We start from the raw sequence: 18,397 nt of genomic DNA on the forward strand, positions 1-18,397 counted from the left end.
GAGGGGCGGCCCCGGGCCCCGGGTTTGCGCCCCGGGCCCTGGACCGCCCCGGTTCCGTCAGCCCAACCGCTCCTCGATCAGGTCCGCGGCCCGGCGGGCCCCGCCCTGCGCGCGGGCCTCGGCCCGCAGCTGGGCCGAACGCGCGGCGACCCGCGGATCGGCCGTGAGCTCCACCAGGGCCGTACGCAACGCCTCCGCCGTGGCGTCGGCGGTGTCGATACGGCGGGCGACACCCAGCTCGACCAGCTGGTCGGCGTTGACGAACTGCTCGGCGCCCTGCGGCACCGCGATCATCGGCACCCCGGTGTACAGCCCCTCACCGCTGCCGCCCATCCCCGCATGCGTCACAAACGCGTCCGCCTGCTCCAGGATGGCCAACTGCGGTACCCACGACCGCACTTCGATGTTCGCCGGGAGCGTCGTCCCCAGCTCCGCCGGGTCGACGTACGCGCCGATCTGCAACACCACATGCCAGCCCGGCAGGTCCCCGAAGGCCGCCACGCACTGCCGGTAGAACTCCGGCTGACGTGTGTACGCCGAGCCGAGCGACACCAGCAGCACCTTCTGCGCGCCGGCCGGCCGCACCCAGCCGCCCTGCTCCGCACGGCTGCCCAGGCACGGCCCGACGAAGCTCACGACGTCGGGGTCGACCCGGTCCGCGTGCGGCTGCATGGCCCGCGGGATCAACGCCAGCGCCCGGCGCGGCCGGCCGGAGAACTCCGCCACGTCCGTGGTCACCGCCCCGCTCCGGGCGAGCCAGGCGGCGAACCGGTCCTGGTAGGCCTGCGCCCCCGGCAGTGCGGCGTAGGCGGCGGCGATCTCCTCCTGTGCGCCCTCCCATGTCACGAACGTCGGGGAGAGCTGGACGAGGTCGCGGCCCTGCGACTCGGCCAGGGCGCGGGCGGCGAACGAGCAGACGTCGTGGAGGTAGAGGTCGGCCGGGTCCTCGTCGTAGACGGCCCGCAGCTGCGGCAGCATCTCGATGGCCTCGTCGAGGAAGAGTGAGGACGCGGCGATGGGGTCCTGGGGCCAGTCGTTCTCGACGACCGGCAGGGTGGTGGTGCAGCGCACGAACTCGGCGCCGGTGGGGGCGATCAGTGCGGCCGCGTGGTCGCTGTTGGCGTACGTGACGCGATGGCCGCGGGCCACCAGCTCTTTGATGATCTCCAGGCTGGGCAGCACATGGCTGGCCATGGGCGAGCCGAGCATGGCGATATGGGCGGTACGGGGCATGGGAGAGCACTTCCTTCACCACAGAAGTCACGGAGGGGAACACGGCATGCCCGACGGCCCGGGCGGCGGCGCGCAGCACCGACCGGAGGTCGGCGGCGCACCGGGCACGCCTGGGTGCGGGCGGGGCGGACGACCGCCCTCGGCCGTGTCAGCCGTAGATCTGGTGGAAGTGGTGCATGCGGCGAGCCTAGCGAGCGGCGACGGCACGGGGCGAACGGTTTTTCGGGCCCATCTATACAAGCGTAATAGACAGTCGTCATAGACATCTGTTTAAGACGCTCGTATAGTCGAGGTATCGGTCGGTGAGCGCACCACGACCGAGCGCCGCGACGCGCGACGCAGCCCACTCACGAGCGCCACCCACCGCACGCCCGAAGGGAACCCCGCCATGTCCGGAACCGCCCCGCACGCCCGCACCAGCACCGGCCCCCGCACCGCGCCCCGTACCGTGCTGATCTCCGGCGCGAGCATCGCCGGCCCGGCGCTCGCCCACTGGCTGCACCGCTACGGATTCGCGGTGACCGTCGTCGAGCGCGCCCCCGCACTGCGCACCGGCGGCTACAAGGTCGACATCCGGGGCGCCGCGATCGAGGTCGTCGAGCGGATGGGGATCCTGGAGGACATCCAGCGCGCCAGTGCGGACATGCGGACCGGCGCGTACGTGGACGACGACGGCAAGCGGATCGCCACCCTCCCGGCCGACATCTTCGGCGCGCGGGTCGATCGCGACGACGAGATCATGCGCGGCGAACTGGCCCGCATCCTCTACGAGCGCACCCGCTCCGACGTCGAGTACCTCTTCGGCGACTCGATCACCTCGATCACCCCCGCCGCGCCCGCGGCCGCGAGCACCTCCGGCGTACCGCGCCCGGACGACCACCCGGACACCGCTGCGGAAGGAGTCGACGTCACCTTCGAGCGGAGCGCCCCGCGCCGCTTCGACCTCGTCGTCGGCGCCGACGGCCTGCACTCGACCGTCCGGCGCCTGGCCTTCGGCCCGGAGGAGCAGTTCGCACGGCACCTCGGCGCGTACCTCTCGGCCTTCTCCATGCCGAACGAACTCGGCCTGGACCGCGAGGAGTTGTACCACGCCGTACCGGGCAAGCTGATCTGCGCCTACAGCTCCGCCGGCGATCCGCGGGCCACCGGCCTGCTGGCCTTCCGCTCGCCCCGCCTGACCTACGACCACCGCGACCGCGCCGCGCAACTGGCGCTGCTCCAGGACGCGTTCGAGGGCGTCGGCTGGCAGGTCCCGCGGCTTCTCGAAGCGGCCCGCGAGGCGGACGACCTCTACTTCGACGGGCTGCATCTGATCGAGATGGACCGCTGGTCGCGCGGGCGGGTGGTGCTGCTCGGCGACGCCGCGCACTGCGCCTCGCCGGCGTCGGGGCAGGGCACGGGGATGGCGCTGGTCGGCGCGTACGTCCTGGCCGGGGAGCTGGCGGCCGGAGGGGAGCCGGAGGCGGCCTTCGCGCGCTACGAGGCGGAGATGCGCGGCTATGTCGCGGTCAATCACGCGCTGGCGCGGAAGTTCGTGAAGGAGATGACGGCGGACACCCGGGGGCAGATCCGCCTCCGGCATCTGATGCTGCGGATCCTGCCGTACATGCCGTGGAAGAACCTCGTGGCGAAGAAGATCGCGGAGGATGTGCAGCGGGGCGCCCGCGCGATCACGCTCAAGGACTATCCGCAGCCCGGCCGGGGGCGGGTTCCCGCGCAGGGCGGGACGGCGGACGGCGCACCGGGTGCCGCGGCCGGTCCCGCACCGGCCGCCGCGACCCGCACGTACGCTGCCTGACATGAGCGATCACCCCGCGCACCAGGACGACACACCGGACGCCGCCCCCGCCGCCCCCACCGGCGAGGCGGACGCCGCCGCCCGCGCGTTCCGCGAGCTGCTGCGCGGGCTGCGGGTCTGGGACTGCGAACTGCCCGCGTTCGACCCGGCGGGGGCGCCGGCCGAGCCGCTGCCGCTGTTCCGGCAGTGGCTGCGGGAGGCCGCCGAAGCGGGCCAGCCGGAGCCGCACACGATGACCCTCGCCACCGCGGACGCGGCCGGCGACCCGTCCGTACGGACCCTGATGCTGCACGACGCCGACGAGCGCGGCTGGCACTTCGCCTCGCACCGCGGCAGCCGCAAGGGCCGCGAACTGGCGGCCCGGCCGCGGGCGGCGCTCGGCTTCTACTGGCCGGCGGTCGGCCGCCAGGTGCGGGTTACGGGGACGGTGACCGAGGCGGGACCCGAGGAGAGCGCGGCCGATCTGCACCGCCGCTCCACGGGCGCGCTGGCCGCGGCGCTGGTCGGCCGGCAGAGCGAGGTACTGGACTCGGTCGAGGAACTGGCCCGCGCCTCGGAGGCCGCCTGGGAGCGTGCGCAGCGGGAACCGGACGCGGCGGTGCCCAGCTGGACGCTGTACGTACTGCACCCCGAGGAGGTCGAGTTCTTCCAGGGCGACGCACGGCGCCGGCATCTGCGTCTCCACTACCGCTATGCGGACGGGCGTTGGAGCAGGGAGCTGCTCTGGCCGTGAGGCGTCGGGCGGCGGGGGCGGTGGGGGCGGCAGCGCCGGGGGCGACCGGGCGGGAGGCTCGGGGTCCGTCGCCGGAGTGACCCCGGGGGGCACTCACAGTCGCCGGTACATGATGTGCAGCCCCACATAGCCCTTGGTGGGGTGCCGGAAGCCCTCGGGGAGGGTGGTCATGATCGTGAAGCCCAGGGACCTCCAGAGGGCGACGGCGCCGGTGTTGGTCTCCACGACGGCGTTGAACTGCATCGCCCGATAGCCCTCGGCCCGGGCCCAGGCCAGTACGTGCTCCCCCAGCGCCCGCCCGACGCCGCGTCCGCCGTACCGCGGATCGACCATGAAGCTGGCGCTCGCGATATGCGCGGAGCCGCCCATGTGGTTGGGGTTCATCTTGGCCGTGCCCAGGACCGTCCCGGAGTCGTCGACGGCGACGACCGTACGGCCGGGCGGCTCCAGCAGCCACATCTCCCGGCCCGTCGCCTCGTCGAGGTCGCGCGGGTAGGTGTAGGTCTCCCCGGCCGCCACGATGGTGTGGAAGAAGGGCCAGATGGCGGGCCAGTCGGCCGCGGTCGCCTCACGGATCAGCACGGCCCCAGCATGACGCGGCCCCCGGTCGGACCGCCACCGGATTCACCCCGGCTCCGGGCCCGGCTGGAGGCCGCCGGGGTGGGGCCCGGCCGGCGTCACGCGGGCCCGAAGACCGGCACGGCGAGGCCGCCGGCCGCGCCACCGGCACCGTCCCCGACTGCCGCCCCCGCTCCCGCACGGCGGAACCGCACCAGGAGCGGCATCCCTATCCGCAGCTCCGCCTCCCGGCAGTCGACGATCTCGGTCATCATCCGCGGCCCCTCGGCGAGATCGACCACGGCCGCGACATACGGCACCCGGTCGCCGAACGGCGGGAGGTCGTTGCGGTGCACGACGGACCAGGTGTAGAGCGTGGCGCGCCCGCCGGCCGGCTCCCAGCCGACGTCCTCGCTCCAGCAGTACGGGCAGAACTCGCGCGGGTAGTGATGGGCCGCACCACAGCCCTCGGCCCGGCAGCGCCGCAACAGCAGCCGCCCCTCGGCCGCCGCGTCCCAGTACGGCCGGGTGAAGGCGTCCACCTCCGGCAGATCGAACCCCGCCGCACGGTGCGCCGCGTCCCGCCCGGCACCGTGCGCACCCGCCTCCGCCGCGCTCCCGCCGCCACCGGCCGTCACGAGAACACCCCCACGGCGGCGTCGAGCGACCAGGTCTGCCAGCCCATGCCGAACAGGGCGACGAGGGAGATCAGGGCCATCATCGCGTTCTGCCCCTGCTCGGCCCAGTCATGGATCATCAGCACCAGGTAGAGCAGGTTGAGCAGCAGGCCGCCCACCAGGGCGACCGGCGTGAGGAAGCCGAGGACGAGGCCGAGCCCCAGCGCCAGTTCGGCGTAGACCACGACATACGCCATCGTCTTGGGCCGGGGCCGTACGACCTTGTCGAAGCCGGTGCGCACCGCACCCCAGCGGTGCTTGCCGGCCACCTCCGCCGCCCAGGCGATGCCCGTACCGCGCTCGAACCAGCCCTTCTTGTCCTTGTGGCGCCAGCTCTCCAGCCACCACAGGCCGAGGCCGATGCGGAGCACGGCCAGCCACTCCGCCCCGCCGAGCCAGATCGTCTGCATCCCGCACACCCCTCCACCAATTCTGACGGTACGTCAGTTCAGCCCATGGGGCGGGCCCGCGCAAGGGGTCGGATGCGATCCGGCCCGGCGCCGCGGCCGCCCGAGCTTTCCTGCGCAACCCCATTCCTGACGCAGCGTCAGTTCAGTAACCTGACTAAGTGTCAGCTAATGCAGGGATCAGGGATACAGCCAGGTAACTGAGAGCCGTCACACAGGAGCGGGCGTCTGCGATGCTTGGATCGACTCACGGCAGCCTCACCACGCACTCCCGGCCGGCCCGCGTCGTGGCCTGTGGGGAGCAACCACCACACACCGTCCACAGCACGAGCGCACCGCATCGCGGCGGCGACGGGCCGGACACCGGGGCCGCGGTCGACCGGGATGTCAGCGGCCGTCCGCTGCACGCTCCGGTGCCCGACCTGGACCGGTTCTTCCGGCCCGAGTCGGTGGCCGTGATCGGCGCCTCGGACACCGAAGGCCGCCCCAACACCGGCATCACCCGCCAGCTGATCGCCTGGGCGGAGCGGGTCGGCGCCCGGCTCCACCCCGTCAATCCGGGACGGACGCAGGTCTTCGGGCGGCCCTGCTACGCCTCCGTCGCCGCGCTGCCGGAACCCGTCGACCTCGCCGTGCTGCTGGTCGGCGATCCGCTGCCGCTCGTCGAGGAACTCGCCGAGGCCAAGGTGAAGTTCGCGGTGGCCTTCGCCTCCGGCTTCGCCGAGACCGGAGAGCGGGGCGCGGCCGCCCAGGCCCGGCTCGCCGAGGCCGTCGAACGCTCCGGGCTGCGGCTGCTCGGCCCGAACACCAACCTCAACGCCTTCGAGGAGTTCCGCGCGGACCTCGACGGCCCGGCCATCGCCCTGATCACCCAGTCGGGCCACCAGGGCCGACCGGTCTTCACGCTCCAGGAACTGGGCATCCGCCTCTCCCACTGGGCCCCCACCGGCAACGAGGCCGATCTGGAGACCGCCGACTTCCTCTCCTACTTCGCCACCCGTCCCGAGGTCGGCGCCATCGCCGCATATGTGGAAGGCCTCAAGGACGGGCGCAGCTTCCTGCTCGCCGCCGACCGCGCGGCCCGCAACAAGGTCCCGGTCGTCGCCGTCAAGGTCGGCCGCACCGAGACCGGCGCCCGGACGGCCGCCTCGCACACCGGCAAACTCACCGGCGCGGACGAGGTCGTGGACGCCGCGATGCGGCAGTTCGGCGTGATCCGGGTCGACGGGCTCGACGAGCTGCAGGACACCGCGGCGCTGCTGGCCCGTGCCAGGAAGCCGGCCGCCGAGGGCGTCGCCGTCTATTCGATCTCCGGCGGCACCGGCGCCCACTTCTCCGACCTGGCGACCGCGGCGGGACTGCGGCTGCCCACCCTGGACGCCGCCAAGCAGGCCGAGCTGCACCAGTGGATACCGGACTACCTCAACGTCGCCAATCCGATCGACAACGGCGGGCACCCCGTGGGCGACTGGCGCGGCCGCAAGATCATCGACGCGATCCTGGCCGACCCGTCCGTCGGCGTACTGATCTGCCCGATCACCGGCCCGTTCCCGCCGATGAGCGACAAGCTCGCCCAGGACCTCGTGGACGCGGCGGAGCGGACGGACAAGCTGGTGTGTGTGGTGTGGGGCTCTCCGGTGGGCACGGAGGACGCCTACCGCAGCACCCTGCTCGGCTCCTCGCGGGTGGCGACCTTCCGCACCTTCGCCAACTGCATCACGGCCGTCCGCGCCTACCTCGACCACCACCGCTTCGCCGCCGCCTACCGCTCCCCCTTCGACGACGCCCCGCGCACGTTGTCCCCCTCCGCGCGCAAGGCGCAGGCACTGATGCGCCCGGGCCAGCAGCTCAGCGAACACGCGGCGAAGCAGCTGCTGCGCGCCTACGGCATCCGGGTCCCGCGCGAGCAGCTGGTGACCAGCGCGGCGGCGGCCGTACGGGCGGCGAGCCAGGTCGGCTACCCCGTCGTGATGAAGGCCTCCGGGCCGCAGCTGGCGCACAAGACCGAACTCGGCCTGGTCAAGGTCGCGCTGACCTCGGCCAGCCAGGTCCGCGACGCCTACCGCGAACTGATCGACATCGCCCGCTACGAGGACCTCCCGCTGGACGGTGTGCTGGTCTGCCAGATGATCGAGCGCGGCGTCGAGATGGTCGTCGGCGTCACCCACGACAGCCTCTTCGGGCCGACCGTGACCGTCGGCCTGGGCGGAGTGCTCGTGGAGGTGCTGCGGGATGTCGCGGTGGGCGTGCCGCCCTTCGGGGAGGACCAGGCCCGCGCGATGCTCAGCGAACTGCGCGGCCACGCCCTGCTGGACGGCGTGCGCGGCGCACCGCCCGCGGACACCGACGCGCTCGTCGAGGTCGTGCTGCGGGTGCAGCGGATGGCCCTCGAAATGGGCGGTGAACTGGCGGAGTTGGACATCAATCCGCTGGTGGTCCTGCCGCGCGGACAGGGCGCGGTGGCCCTCGACGCGCTCGCCGTCTGCCACTGACCGCGCTCGCCCCGGCCCACGCGCCGCCGCCCGCACCGCCGGCCGCCGAAGCAGCCGCCCGCCCGACCGCCGTAAGCATCCCGACCACAGCCTTTGGAGCCGCTCCCCCATGACGTCCTCCCCGCCCCCCGCTTCCACTCCCCCCGCCGGGCCGGCCGCCGGCGGCGATGACGACGGACCCGCCGGCCCCGCCGGCCCCGCCGTCGACCCCGTCGATTCATGGGTACTGCACGCCACTGACAACGGCGTCTCGTGGATCACCCTCAACCGCCCCGAAGCCCTCAACGCCCTCACCTGGGACCAGCGCGAACGCATCATCGGCCGGCTCGCCGACGCCTCGGCCGACCCGGACGTACGGGCCGTCGTGATCACCGCGACCGGCAAGGGCTTCTGCGCCGGCGCGGAGCTGCGCGGCTCGGCGCCGGCGGGCGAACGGGTCGCCGGCGATGTCGCCCGGATGATCCGACGCGGCGCCCAGCGGTTCATCGGCGCGGTGCTGGACTGCGAGAAGCCGGTGATCGCCGCGGTCAACGGCACCGCGGCCGGGATCGGCGCCCACCTCGCGTTCGCCTGCGACCTGGTGCTGGCGGCCGAATCGGCCCGTTTCATCGAGGTGTTCGTCCGGCGCGGACTGGTCCCGGACGGCGGCGGCGCCTACCTCCTGCCGCGGCTGATCGGCCCGCAGCGCGCCAAGGAGCTGATGTTCTTCGGGGACGCCGTGCCGGCCGCCGAGGCGGAGCGGCTGGGGCTGGTGAACCGGGTCGTCGCGGACGACGAGCTGGCCAAGACGGCCCGGGAGTGGGCCGAGCGGCTGGCGGCCGGCCCGACCCGCACACTGGCCCTGACCAAGCAGCTGGTCAACGCCTCCTTCGAGACCGACCGGGCCGCGGCGTTCGCCGCCGAGGCCGCCGCCCAGGAGATCACCATGACGACGGCGGACGCCCAGGAAGGCGTCGCCGCCTTCGTGGAGCGGCGCAGCCCGTCCTACCGGGGCCGGTGACGCCGGGGGCAGGCCGGCCTACCTCACCTCCGCCGGGCACACCGGCACCTCACGCGTGTTGCGCGTGCGCACCCCCGGCAGCCACCCCCGCACCCCCTGCCCGCTGGTGACCAGATACCAGCGGGTGGAGGTGATGCCGGCTTCGTCGCGGACCATGCGGCCGTCGGTGACGACGCAGCGGGCGGCCAGGGCGTCGCCGTGCCAGACCCGGCCGGCGGAGTTGTCGCGCGCCGCGTAGGGGGCGTACGGGTCCCTGGCCAGCCGCAGCGCGCACTCCAGTAGGCGGCCCGTCCGGCAGGCCTGCTCGCTGTTGTGGACCGTGATCTTCACCGTCCGGGGCGGTCCCGCCGGCCGCAGGTCGACCGGCCCGGGTCGCACCAGCCACCACACCCCCAGCGCCACCGCGGCCACCGCCGCGGCCACCGCCAGCGCGACCGCGTAGGGGCGTCGGCGGGGCAGCGCGACCGCGGCGGGCGACGGCTCGCGGTCGGTCTCCTTGATGCGGTTCCACAGGCCCGGCGGTGTCTCGATCTGCTCGTCCGCCAGCCGCAGCCGGGCGCGCAGCAGCGCCTCCGCGTCGTCGCCGGCCCCGTCGCCCCGGCCGCCGCCGGGGCCCGGGCCGCCGCCCGCTCCGCCGACGTCGCCGCCGTCGTCGAACCGTGGCCCCACACCCACCGTGCCGCTCACCTCCCGGCCTGCCCGTGCTCCGATTCAACGAGGTAGGCGCGCAGCCTGTCCAGCGCGCGGGCGCGATGCCGGGCGGCGGTGCCGCGATGCACCTTCATGATCTTGGCGGCCTGGTCGATGGTGTAGCCGTCGAGGTCGACGAGGATGACGATGCCGGCCTGCCGGTGCGACAACCGCCCCAACAGGCGCACCGCTTCGATCTCGGCGTGCCGCCGCTCCACCCCGCCGTCCCAGCCGCCGGACGCCGCACCGGTTCCGGCCGCGGCGCCGTCCGCCCCCGCCTCCTCCACCCCCTCCAGGCCGTCGACCAGCACCTGCCGCCGGTCCTTGCGGTAGGCGTCGCGGGCGACGTTCAACACGGCGGTGAAGGCGTAGGCGTACGGCTCCGGATGGGCGAGGAAGCGCTGCGGGCGGGCGGCGAGTCTGAGGTACGCCTCATGCACCACGTCCTCCGCTGACTGTCGGGAACCGGCCAGCATCACCGCTCTTCGGTAGAGCCGGGGCAGCAGCCCGCAGAAGACCTCGTCGAAGGTGGGTGACGCGGCAGACGGAGCTGACGACGGTGTCGCATCGGCCATGTACCGGAACTCTCCCCCGTGCTCGGCTACGGACGCGGCCGAGGTGGACGCTACCCATGCGGGCGACGCACAATCAGCGATCCGCTACCCAATCTGCCGCGAATCCACCGAAGATCGCCCCGACCGATCGGCAAACCACACGTCCGGGTGGCCGTCGCCTCCTCCGGCTTCACAACTGACGCTCCATCAGATTCAATGAAGGCATGATGGGACACGCTGGAATGGCGGCCACGGCCGTGCGGTATCTGCGCTCCGTCGGCGCACCGACCACGGCCCCCTCACCCGCGCCCGCCGCACCCCACCCGCGGCCCGCGCTGCGCGCCGTACGCGAGGACGAGCGCGCTCCACTGGACGCGGCCGAATTCCGCTCCGTGCTGGGGCACTTCGCCAGCGGCGTCACAATCGTCACCGCCCCCTCGGAGCCCGGACCGGCCGGCTTCGCCTGCCAGTCCTTCGCCTCCCTCTCCCTGGACCCGCCGCTGGTGACGTTCATGGTGGCGCGCACGTCGACGACCTGGCCGCGGATCGCCCGCGCCGGGGTGTTCTGCGTCAACATCCTCGGCGCCGGCCAGGGCGGGCTGTGCCGCGCCTTCGCGGTCAGCGGCGCCGACAAGTTCGCCGGTGTCCCCTACGGGCCGGCCCCCGCGACCGGTTCGCCCCGGCTCGCGGGCGTCCCCGCCTGGATCGACTGCACGATCCACGCGGTGCACACCGGCGGCGACCACCTGATCGTCGTCGGCCGCGTCGAAGCCCTCGGCACCGACCCCGGCGCGGCCGAAGCCGGTCCGCTCCTCTTCCACCGGGGCGGGTTCGGGCACTTCAGCCCCTGAGCGCCCGGCCCGGTCACTTCCGCGTCAGCACGTGCCGGTGCCATGCGTCGGGGTCGCGCGGTCCTTCGGCCGGCTCATGCGCCGGGCCGACGCCACCCTGTCGGAGCGCAGGACGGGAGCGCCGACGCCGTCGTCCCTCCAGACGCCGACGAGCTCGGCCCGGGTCGGCTCCTACGCCGGCAGCAGCCCGATCGCCATGCCGACCACGCCCAGGCCCCCCAGCGCGAAGGCGGTCAGCAGGCCGCTGCCCGCGACGGCGACGACCAGCTGTACGGTGCGCCGGGCCCCGGTGCCCCTGGTGGCGATGTCGGCCACCAGAGCGGCCGGTACGGCGGCCGCGGCCAGCGCCGGCCAGCAGGCCAGATAGAGCGCCGGCGGCCCCACGGAGCGGGTGAGCAGCGCGAGGAGCGCCCCGTACGCGAGGGTCGCCACGGCCGCCGAAACGGGCGCGGCGGCCACCGTCCACCACCACCGCGTCCGCCCCTGCCGCCCGGCCCGGCGCGCCGCCCACCGCGCCAGCGTCAGCGTGGGCAGCACCAGGGTGGCCGTCAGCACCAGACCGAGGAGGGCGCCGACGACGAGCGCGACCGGGAACACGAGGGTGGCCAGGAACAGATTGCCGACCGGCGCCTCCAGAGTGAAGCCGTACAGCACCAGCCCGGCCGTCGCGCAGGCCGCCTCGGCGAACAGCGCCGCCATCGAGACCACGAGGGCCCGGCCGCTCCAGACGCCGCGGAGCGACTCGCCGCCCCCTGCCGTCCGGGCCCCTCCCGCCCCGTCCCAGGTCATCGCCATCGCCCGTCTCCCCGTCCGCACTCGCGCGCCGCACGCCCCTCACGCGTCCGACGCATCCCACGGGGATCATCCAGTGGCCGGAAACGCACCCTGACACCGGGGGCTACGCCACGGCCGGCCGCACCCGCCCCGCCTCCCCCCGCCGCCGGATGACCAGGGCCATCAGGGCCGCGAGGGCGCACAGCGCGCCCGAGGCGTACCAGAGGGGGTTGTAGGTGCCGAAGACGTCGCGGGCGAGGCCGCCCAGGAAGGCGATCAGGGCGGCACCGACCTGGTGGGCGGCCAGGACCCAGCCGAACACGATCGCGCCGTCCTCGCCGTAGTGCTCGCGGCACAGGGCGATGGTCGGCGGGACGGTGGCCACCCAGTCCAGGCCGTAGAAGACGATGAAGAAGACCATCGGCGGATGCACCGTGTCGGACAGCAGCAGCGGCAGGAACATCAGGGACAGCCCGCGCAGGGCGTAGTAGACGGCCAACAGCCGGCGGGTGTCGAAGCGGTCGGTGAACCAGCCGGAGGCGATGGTTCCGGCGATGTCGAAGACGCCGATCACCGCGAGCAGCGAGGCGGCCGCCGTCATCGGCATGCCGTGATCGTGCGCCGCGGGCACGAAGTGGGTCTTGACCAGGCCGTTCGTGGTGGCGCCACAGATCGCGAAGGTGCCCGCGAGCAGCCAGAACGGCCCCGTACCCGCCGCCGAGACCAGCGCCCGCAGCGCCCGCCGGGCCGCGCCCCGCTGCGGCGGCGGCTTGGGCACGAACTCCGTCGCCCCGTAGGGCGCCAGACCGACATCCGCCGGGTGGTCGCGCAGCAGCAGCCACACCAGGGGGACGACGGCGAGCGCGGCGAGCGCGACGGTCACCGCGGCCGGCCGCCAGTCGTACCGGTCGACGATCCAGGACAGCAGCGGAAGGAAGACCAGCTGGCCGGAGGCGCCGGCCGCGGTGAGGATGCCGGTGACCAGCCCGCGCCGTTCGGTGAACCAGCGGCCGGTGACCGTGGCGGCGAAGGCCAGCGCCATCGAGCCGCTGCCCAGGCCGACCAGCACGCCCCACAGGAGCACCAGTTGCCAGCTCGCCGTCATGAAGACCGTCAGGCCGGCGCCGGTCGCGATCACCGCCAGGGCGACCGCGACCACCCGCCGGATGCCGAACCGGTCCATCAGGGCGGCGGCGAACGGCGCGGTCAGCCCGTACAGGGCGAGGTTCACCGACACCGCGAAGCCGATGGTGGCGCGCGACCAGTGGAACTCGGCGTGCAGCGGGTCGATCAGCAGACCGGGGAGGGAGGCGAAACCGGCCGCGCCGATGATGGTGAGGAAGGTGACGGCGGCGACGGACCAGGCGCGGTGCGGCCGCCGGCGCCGCACGGGCGCGGATGCGGGCGCGGGCACGGGGGCACTCCCCTCGCGGGAGCCGGCCGCCCGTAGGGGGAGTTCAGGTGTCTGGGTCACCGGATCAGCTTCGGCCGGATCACCCGTACGAACGAGTGGCCAGAAGGTCAGGGTTCGCCAGGATCGGGCCAGGGCCCAGGGCCCAGGGCTCGGAGACCGCGTGGCACTCCTAGTCGAAGGTCAGCACCGCCCGCGCCACCCGTCCGCGCTGTGCGTCGTCCGCCGCCTTCGCGAAGTCCTCCACCGGATACGTCCGGGTCACCAACTCGTCCAGCAGCAGCCGTCCTTCGCGGTAGAGCCGGGCGTACAGGGCGATGTCCCGCTGCGGCCGCGACGACCCGTACCGGCAGCCCAGGATCGACTTGTCCAGATACATCGACGACACCAGGAACGAGGCCTCCGCCGAGGCCGGGGGCACACCGAGCAGCACCGCCTGGCCGTGCCGGTCGAGCAGGTCGATCGCCTGCCGGATCAGCCGGGTGCTGCCCACGCACTCGAAGGCGTGGTCGGCGCCGGCCGGCAGGATCTCCTTCACCGCCGTGACGGCGTCCGCCACCGCCGAGGCATCGACGAAGTGCGTCGCCCCGAACTGCCGCGCCACCGCCTCCTTCGCCGGGTTGGCGTCCACCGCCACGATCACCGACGCCCCCGCGATCCGCGCCCCCTGGAGCACGTTGAGGCCGATCCCGCCCGCCCCGGTCACCACGACCGACTCCCCGCGGTCCACCCCGGCCCGGTTCAGTACCGCCCCGACGCCCGTCAGCACCCCGCACCCGATCAGCGCGGCCGACGTCAGCGGAACGTCCTCGGCGATCTTCACCGCCTGGACCGCCTTGACGACCGTACGCTCCGCGAACGCCGAGTTCGACGCGAAGCTGAACAGCTCGGTGCCGCCCCGCCGAAACGGCCTGCGGGGCATCCCGATCGCCTGGCGGCACATCGTCGGCCGCCCGCGATCGCACTCCGCGCACGCCCCGCAGTTGGCCAGCGTCGACAGCGCGACATGGTCGCCGGGCACCACATGCCCGACGCCCGCGCCCACGGCCTCCACCACGCCCGCTCCCTCGTGCCCCAGCACCACCGGCACCGGGAAGGGGATCGTCCCGTCGATCACCGACAGATCGCTGTGGCACAGCCCGGCCGCCCGGATCCCGACCAGCACCTCGCCCGGCCCGGGGTCGCGCACCTGCAGATCGTCCACGACCCGGGGCCGATCGCCGTCGAATATGACGCCCTTCATCCCCGCTCCACTCCGGTCATTTCACCGCTCCACTCTGGGCAGGCCGAGCACGCGCTCGGCGATGATGTTGCGCTGGATCTCATCCGAGCCGCCGTAGATCGTGTCGGCCCGGGTGAACAGGAACAGCCGCTGCAACGGGTCCAGTTCGTACGGCGCGTGCGGGGTCCAGTCGACGGGTCCCCGTGCGGCCGCGGCACCCCGCACCCGCATCGCCAGCTCCCCGAGCCGCCGATGCCAGCCGCCCCACAGCAGCTTCGCCACGCTCGGCGCACCCGCGTCGCCGGCCGCGCCCAGGGTCCGCAGCGCGTTCCACCGCATGACCCTCAACTCGGCCCACTGCGCGATGAGTTGAGCGCGCAGCACGGGGTCCGTCAGCGTCCCGCAGCGGACCGCGGCCGCGATCACCTCGGCCAGCTCCGCGGCGAACCCGATCTGCTGGACGAGCGTGGAGACCCCGCGCTCCAGCGCCAGCAGCCCCATCGCCACCCGCCAGCCGGCCCCTTCCCCGCCGACGACATGCTCGGACCGTGCCACCGCCCCGTCGAAGAACACCTCGTTGAACTCCGCCGTCCCCGACATCTGCCGGATCGGCCGCACCTCGATGCGCCCCGGCTGGTCCATCGGCACCAGCAGGAACGACAGCCCACGGTGCCGCCGCTCACCGGGGTCCGTCCGCGCCAGCACGAAGCACCAGTCGGCCTCTCCGGCCAGCGACGTCCAGATCTTCTGCCCGCTGACCCGGTACGCGGCCCCGTCCCGGACCGCCGCCGTCCGCACCCCCGCCAGGTCCGACCCCGCGTCCGGCTCGCTGTAGCCCTGGCACCACAGCTCCTCGCCGCGGGCGACGGCCGGCAGGAACCGCCGCCGCTGCGCCTCGTCGCCGCAGGCGATCAGCGTCGGCGCCAGCAGGTTCTCCCCGATGTGGCCCACCCGCCCGGGCGCCGCGGCCCGCGCGTACTCCTCGGCCCACACCACCTGCTGCGTCAGGCTCGCCGCCCGGTTGCCGTAGGAACCGTGGGTGCGGTCCCACCCGATGCCGATCCATCCGCCGGCCCCGAGCTCCCGCTCCCACGCGCGGCGCGCCGCGGGTGCCTCGTGCTCGCTGCCGGGGCCGCCCCGGCCCGCCAGCGTCTCGTAGGGCCCCACGAGACGCCCCGCCAGCCAGGCGCGGGCCTCGGCCCGGAATTCCTCGTCCGCCCGCCCGAACTCAAAGTCCACGCCGACCTCCCGACGTCGAAAGCCCCGTCCCGCCACCCGTCAACACGGGTCGGCCCGCTACCGGTTGGGCCGGGCCTTGGCCGCCGCGGCGGCCGCCATCTGCTCCAGTTGCTCCAGCATCGGCATCGGATCGACCCCCACCGCCCCGGGAACCACCTCGGCGACCTTCTCCGGCGTCCATCCGCCGTCCCCGTACACCGAGCGCAGCTCCCGCGGCTGGGCCCACACCGCGATCTTCGGGCCCGCCACCGTGTAGACCTGGCCGGTGACCTCGCGCGCCCGTTCGCTGAGCAGATAGACGACGAACGCCGCCACGTCCTCCGGCTCGCCGATCTCCTTCAGCTCCATCGGCACGTTCGCCGACATCCGCGTACGGGCGACGGGCGCCACCGCGTTGGCGGTCACCCCGTATTTGTGCAGGCCCAGCGCGGCACTGCGGACCAGCGAGATGATCCCGCCCTTCGCGGAGGCGTAGTTGGCCTGGGAGACCGACCCCTGGTGGTTGCCGCTGGCGAAGCCCACCAGGGTCCCCGACCCCTGGCGCCGCATCACCGCGGCCGCCGCCCGGAAGACGGTGAAGGTGCCCTTGAGGTGCGTGGCGACCACCGGGTCCCACTCCTCCTCGGACATGTTGAACAGCATCCGCTCGCGCAGGATCCCGGCCACGCACACCACGCCGTCGATCCGCCCGTACCGCGCCAGCGCGGTGTCCACGATCCGCTGGCCGCCGGCCATGGTGGAGACGTCGTCGGCGACCGCGGCCGCCTCCCCGCCCGCCGCCTCGATCTCCTTGACCACCGCGTCGGCGACCTCGCTGCTCGGGGCGCCGCCGTCGATCGAGACGCCGTAGTCGTTGACCACGACGCGGGCGCCGTGCGCGGCGCAGGCCAGCGCGACGGCGCGCCCGATGCCGCGTCCCGCGCCGGTGACGGCGACCACCTTGCCGGCCAAGAAGTTCCCCATGCCGCGCCCCTTCCCGCAGTTTCTGACGGACCGTTAGATTTTTGGGCAGCCGTGCGTCAAACACAAGACCCCGGAGGCCGCCATGCCCCTGCCGCAGGACTTCCACGACATCGCCAAGCGCGTGAACAACTGGGGGCGCTGGGGGGCGGACGACGAGATCGGCACCCTCAACCTGATCACCGAGCAGGTCGTACGGGAGGCCGCCGGCTGCGTCCGCAGCGGCCGCCGGATCCCCCTCGCCCTCCCGCTCCAGCAGGACGGCGTACAGACCGGCATGATCCCGGGCCGGGTCAACCCGCTGCACACCATGACCGCCATCAACCAGGAGATCTTCGGCCCGGACACGGTCGCCACCTCGGACGACGCGGTCACCATGGGCCTCCAGGCCGCCACCCACTGGGACGGCCTCACCCACGTCTCACACTCCGGGCGCCTGTACAACAACCGCCCCGCCGACTCGGTCACCGCCCACCACGGGGCCACCGCCCTCGGCATCGAGAAGGCCACCCCGATCGCCTCCCGCGGCGTCCTTCTGGACGTGGCCCGCGCACACGGCACCGACCGACTGCCCGGCGGGCACGCCGTCACCCCGCAGGACCTGGACGCCGCCGAGGAGCTGGCCGGCACGACGGTCCGGACCGGCGACATCGTCCTGGTACGGACCGGGCAGCTGCGGCACTACCTGGACGGCGACCGGCAGGCCTACGCGTTCCCCTCGCCCGGACTGTCGCTGCGCACCCCGGAGTGGTTCCGTGCGCGCGATGTCGCGGCGGTCGCCAACGACACCCTGACCTTCGAGATCTTCCCGCCGGAGATCGAGAACCTGTGGCTGCCGGTACATGCGCTGCACCTCGTCGAGATGGGCATGCTGCAGGGCCAGAACTGGAACCTGGAGGAGCTGTCGACGGCCTGCGCGGAGACGGGGCGCTATGCGTTCTTCCTGTCGGCGCCGGCCGAGCCGTTCGTCGGCGGATCCGGCGCACCGGTCGCGCCGGTCGCGATCCTCTGACACCGCCCGGCGCTCGACCGGCATCCGGCCGGCCAGGTGGCGGTGCGCTCATGCGCGCCCCGAGCACGGCACCGCGGACCGCCACCCACCAGGCCGCGATCCGCACTCGCCGAGGCCAGGACCGGGCACACACCCGATTCCCCCCACACCCTCGACGTCCCCTCCTGCGAATCGCTCCACCCAAGAGTGATCAACTGGGCACGCCACGTCAACACCTGGTCTGGACTAAATTCCCGGAGCTCGGCGCGTCGTGCCCGATTTATTCACCTTGATCCGGATTCATCACGGAGCAATGGGGCTCAAATGCCCCAGATCCGTACCGGTCGCCATCAGCAGCGGCCGGCCGCGGTCCACTTCGCACCAGATGCGCTTACCGGCACCCTCGGGCTGCCAACCCCAGCGGTCCGCCAGGCCGTCGACCAGCTCCAGGCCGCGCCCGTTGGTGTCGTCGCCGTCGGCGTGCCGCTGGCGCGGCGGGCGGGCACTGGCGTCCACCACCTCCACCCGGACCGTCCCCACCACCGCGCCCGAGCCGGAGAAGCACATCCGCAGCTCGGCCGCCGCACCGGTGTGCACCACGGCGTTGGTGACGAGTTCGGAGATCAGCAGGATCAACGTCTCGGCAAGTGGTTCATCGGGCCCTATGCCGGACCCCACGAGCCGCGAGCGGGCCCACCGCCGGGCTCTGCCGACCTCCGCGGGGTCGGGTCGTACGTCCAACTGCACCTGAAGCACCTGCACCGCTCACACCATCCGAACCGGCGGAAACATCGCCTCGCGCCTCCA

At 73.6% G+C, this 18,397-nt stretch carries 18 protein-coding genes; 6 read left to right on the top strand and 12 right to left on the bottom strand.

The window, feature by feature from the left end:
* Positions 1–57: 57 nt before the first annotated feature.
* Complete coding sequence (locus tag ACZ5XZ_RS18845; RefSeq protein ID WP_468979310.1) at positions 58–1,233, bottom strand: macrolide family glycosyltransferase; 1,176 nt, start codon at positions 1,231–1,233, stop codon at positions 58–60.
* Between the two features lie 388 nt (positions 1,234–1,621).
* On the opposite strand from ACZ5XZ_RS18845, the gene ACZ5XZ_RS18850 reads away from it, so the two are divergent.
* Both ACZ5XZ_RS18850 and ACZ5XZ_RS18855 read left to right on the top strand, forming a co-directional pair.
* The gene (locus tag ACZ5XZ_RS18850) at positions 1,622–3,031 is read left to right on the top strand and encodes an FAD-dependent monooxygenase (RefSeq protein ID WP_468979311.1); all 1,410 of its coding nucleotides are present in this window, start codon (positions 1,622–1,624) and stop codon (positions 3,029–3,031) included.
* Position 3,032: 1 nt separating this feature from the next.
* Positions 3,033–3,764, top strand: coding sequence for a pyridoxine/pyridoxamine 5'-phosphate oxidase (locus ACZ5XZ_RS18855; RefSeq protein ID WP_468979313.1), 732 nt, complete (start codon positions 3,033–3,035; stop codon positions 3,762–3,764).
* 93 nt (positions 3,765–3,857) lie between these two features.
* Here ACZ5XZ_RS18855 and ACZ5XZ_RS18860 read toward each other — a convergent pair whose 3' ends face one another.
* The 3 genes from ACZ5XZ_RS18860 to ACZ5XZ_RS18870 form a co-directional block, all read right to left on the bottom strand.
* Positions 3,858–4,346 (bottom strand): GNAT family N-acetyltransferase, encoded by a 489-nt coding sequence (locus ACZ5XZ_RS18860; RefSeq protein ID WP_468979314.1) that lies wholly within the window; start codon positions 4,344–4,346, stop codon positions 3,858–3,860.
* 95 nt (positions 4,347–4,441) lie between these two features.
* On the bottom strand, positions 4,442–4,873 hold the full coding sequence (locus ACZ5XZ_RS18865; RefSeq protein WP_468979423.1) for a Zn-ribbon domain-containing OB-fold protein: 432 nt from the start codon (positions 4,871–4,873) through the stop codon (positions 4,442–4,444).
* Positions 4,874–4,956: 83 nt separating this feature from the next.
* Entirely contained in the window at positions 4,957–5,409 is a 453-nt protein-coding gene (locus ACZ5XZ_RS18870) for a DoxX family membrane protein (protein ID WP_468979317.1), read from the bottom strand.
* Between the two features lie 230 nt (positions 5,410–5,639).
* Between ACZ5XZ_RS18870 and ACZ5XZ_RS18875 the strand changes: the two genes are divergently transcribed.
* Both ACZ5XZ_RS18875 and ACZ5XZ_RS18880 read left to right on the top strand, forming a co-directional pair.
* The gene (locus ACZ5XZ_RS18875; protein WP_468979318.1) at positions 5,640–7,898 is read left to right on the top strand and encodes an acetate--CoA ligase family protein; all 2,259 of its coding nucleotides are present in this window, start codon (positions 5,640–5,642) and stop codon (positions 7,896–7,898) included.
* Positions 7,899–8,007: 109 nt separating this feature from the next.
* On the top strand, positions 8,008–8,898 hold the full coding sequence (locus ACZ5XZ_RS18880) for an enoyl-CoA hydratase/isomerase family protein (protein WP_468979320.1): 891 nt from the start codon (positions 8,008–8,010) through the stop codon (positions 8,896–8,898).
* Between the two features lie 18 nt (positions 8,899–8,916).
* On the opposite strand, the gene ACZ5XZ_RS18885 is transcribed toward ACZ5XZ_RS18880, so the two are convergent.
* Positions 8,917–9,585, bottom strand: coding sequence for a hypothetical protein (locus tag ACZ5XZ_RS18885; RefSeq protein ID WP_468979323.1), 669 nt, complete (start codon positions 9,583–9,585; stop codon positions 8,917–8,919).
* A complete protein-coding gene (locus ACZ5XZ_RS18890; RefSeq protein WP_468979325.1) occupies positions 9,582–10,163 on the bottom strand; it encodes an RNA polymerase sigma factor in 582 nt (193 codons plus the stop codon). Before ACZ5XZ_RS18890 ends, ACZ5XZ_RS18885 begins: the two co-directional genes overlap by 4 nt.
* A gap of 221 nt (positions 10,164–10,384) precedes the next feature.
* Between ACZ5XZ_RS18890 and ACZ5XZ_RS18895 the strand changes: the two genes are divergently transcribed.
* The gene (locus tag ACZ5XZ_RS18895) at positions 10,385–10,993 is read left to right on the top strand and encodes a flavin reductase family protein (protein ID WP_468979425.1); all 609 of its coding nucleotides are present in this window, start codon (positions 10,385–10,387) and stop codon (positions 10,991–10,993) included.
* A gap of 171 nt (positions 10,994–11,164) precedes the next feature.
* On the opposite strand, the gene ACZ5XZ_RS18900 is transcribed toward ACZ5XZ_RS18895, so the two are convergent.
* The 5 genes from ACZ5XZ_RS18900 to ACZ5XZ_RS18920 form a co-directional block, all read right to left on the bottom strand.
* A complete protein-coding gene (locus ACZ5XZ_RS18900; RefSeq protein WP_468979326.1) occupies positions 11,165–11,788 on the bottom strand; it encodes a hypothetical protein in 624 nt (207 codons plus the stop codon).
* A gap of 103 nt (positions 11,789–11,891) precedes the next feature.
* Positions 11,892–13,241, bottom strand: coding sequence for an MFS transporter (locus ACZ5XZ_RS18905; protein WP_468979327.1), 1,350 nt, complete (start codon positions 13,239–13,241; stop codon positions 11,892–11,894).
* Positions 13,242–13,350: 109 nt separating this feature from the next.
* Positions 13,351–14,421, bottom strand: a complete 1,071-nt coding sequence (locus ACZ5XZ_RS18910) for a Zn-dependent alcohol dehydrogenase (protein WP_468979330.1) — start codon at positions 14,419–14,421, stop codon at positions 13,351–13,353.
* A 21-nt stretch (positions 14,422–14,442) separates the two neighbouring features.
* Positions 14,443–15,639, bottom strand: a complete 1,197-nt coding sequence (locus ACZ5XZ_RS18915) for an acyl-CoA dehydrogenase family protein (RefSeq protein ID WP_468979332.1) — start codon at positions 15,637–15,639, stop codon at positions 14,443–14,445.
* 57 nt (positions 15,640–15,696) lie between these two features.
* Positions 15,697–16,602, bottom strand: a complete 906-nt coding sequence (locus ACZ5XZ_RS18920; protein ID WP_468979335.1) for an SDR family oxidoreductase — start codon at positions 16,600–16,602, stop codon at positions 15,697–15,699.
* Positions 16,603–16,684: 82 nt separating this feature from the next.
* Between ACZ5XZ_RS18920 and ACZ5XZ_RS18925 the strand changes: the two genes are divergently transcribed.
* The gene (locus ACZ5XZ_RS18925) at positions 16,685–17,611 is read left to right on the top strand and encodes a cyclase family protein (RefSeq protein ID WP_468979336.1); all 927 of its coding nucleotides are present in this window, start codon (positions 16,685–16,687) and stop codon (positions 17,609–17,611) included.
* Positions 17,612–17,893: 282 nt separating this feature from the next.
* Here ACZ5XZ_RS18925 and ACZ5XZ_RS18930 read toward each other — a convergent pair whose 3' ends face one another.
* Complete coding sequence (locus ACZ5XZ_RS18930) at positions 17,894–18,352, bottom strand: ATP-binding protein (RefSeq protein ID WP_384430062.1); 459 nt, start codon at positions 18,350–18,352, stop codon at positions 17,894–17,896.
* Positions 18,353–18,397 lie beyond the last annotated feature (45 nt).

This window comes from Streptomyces sp. NPDC033270 (assembly GCF_055576575.1).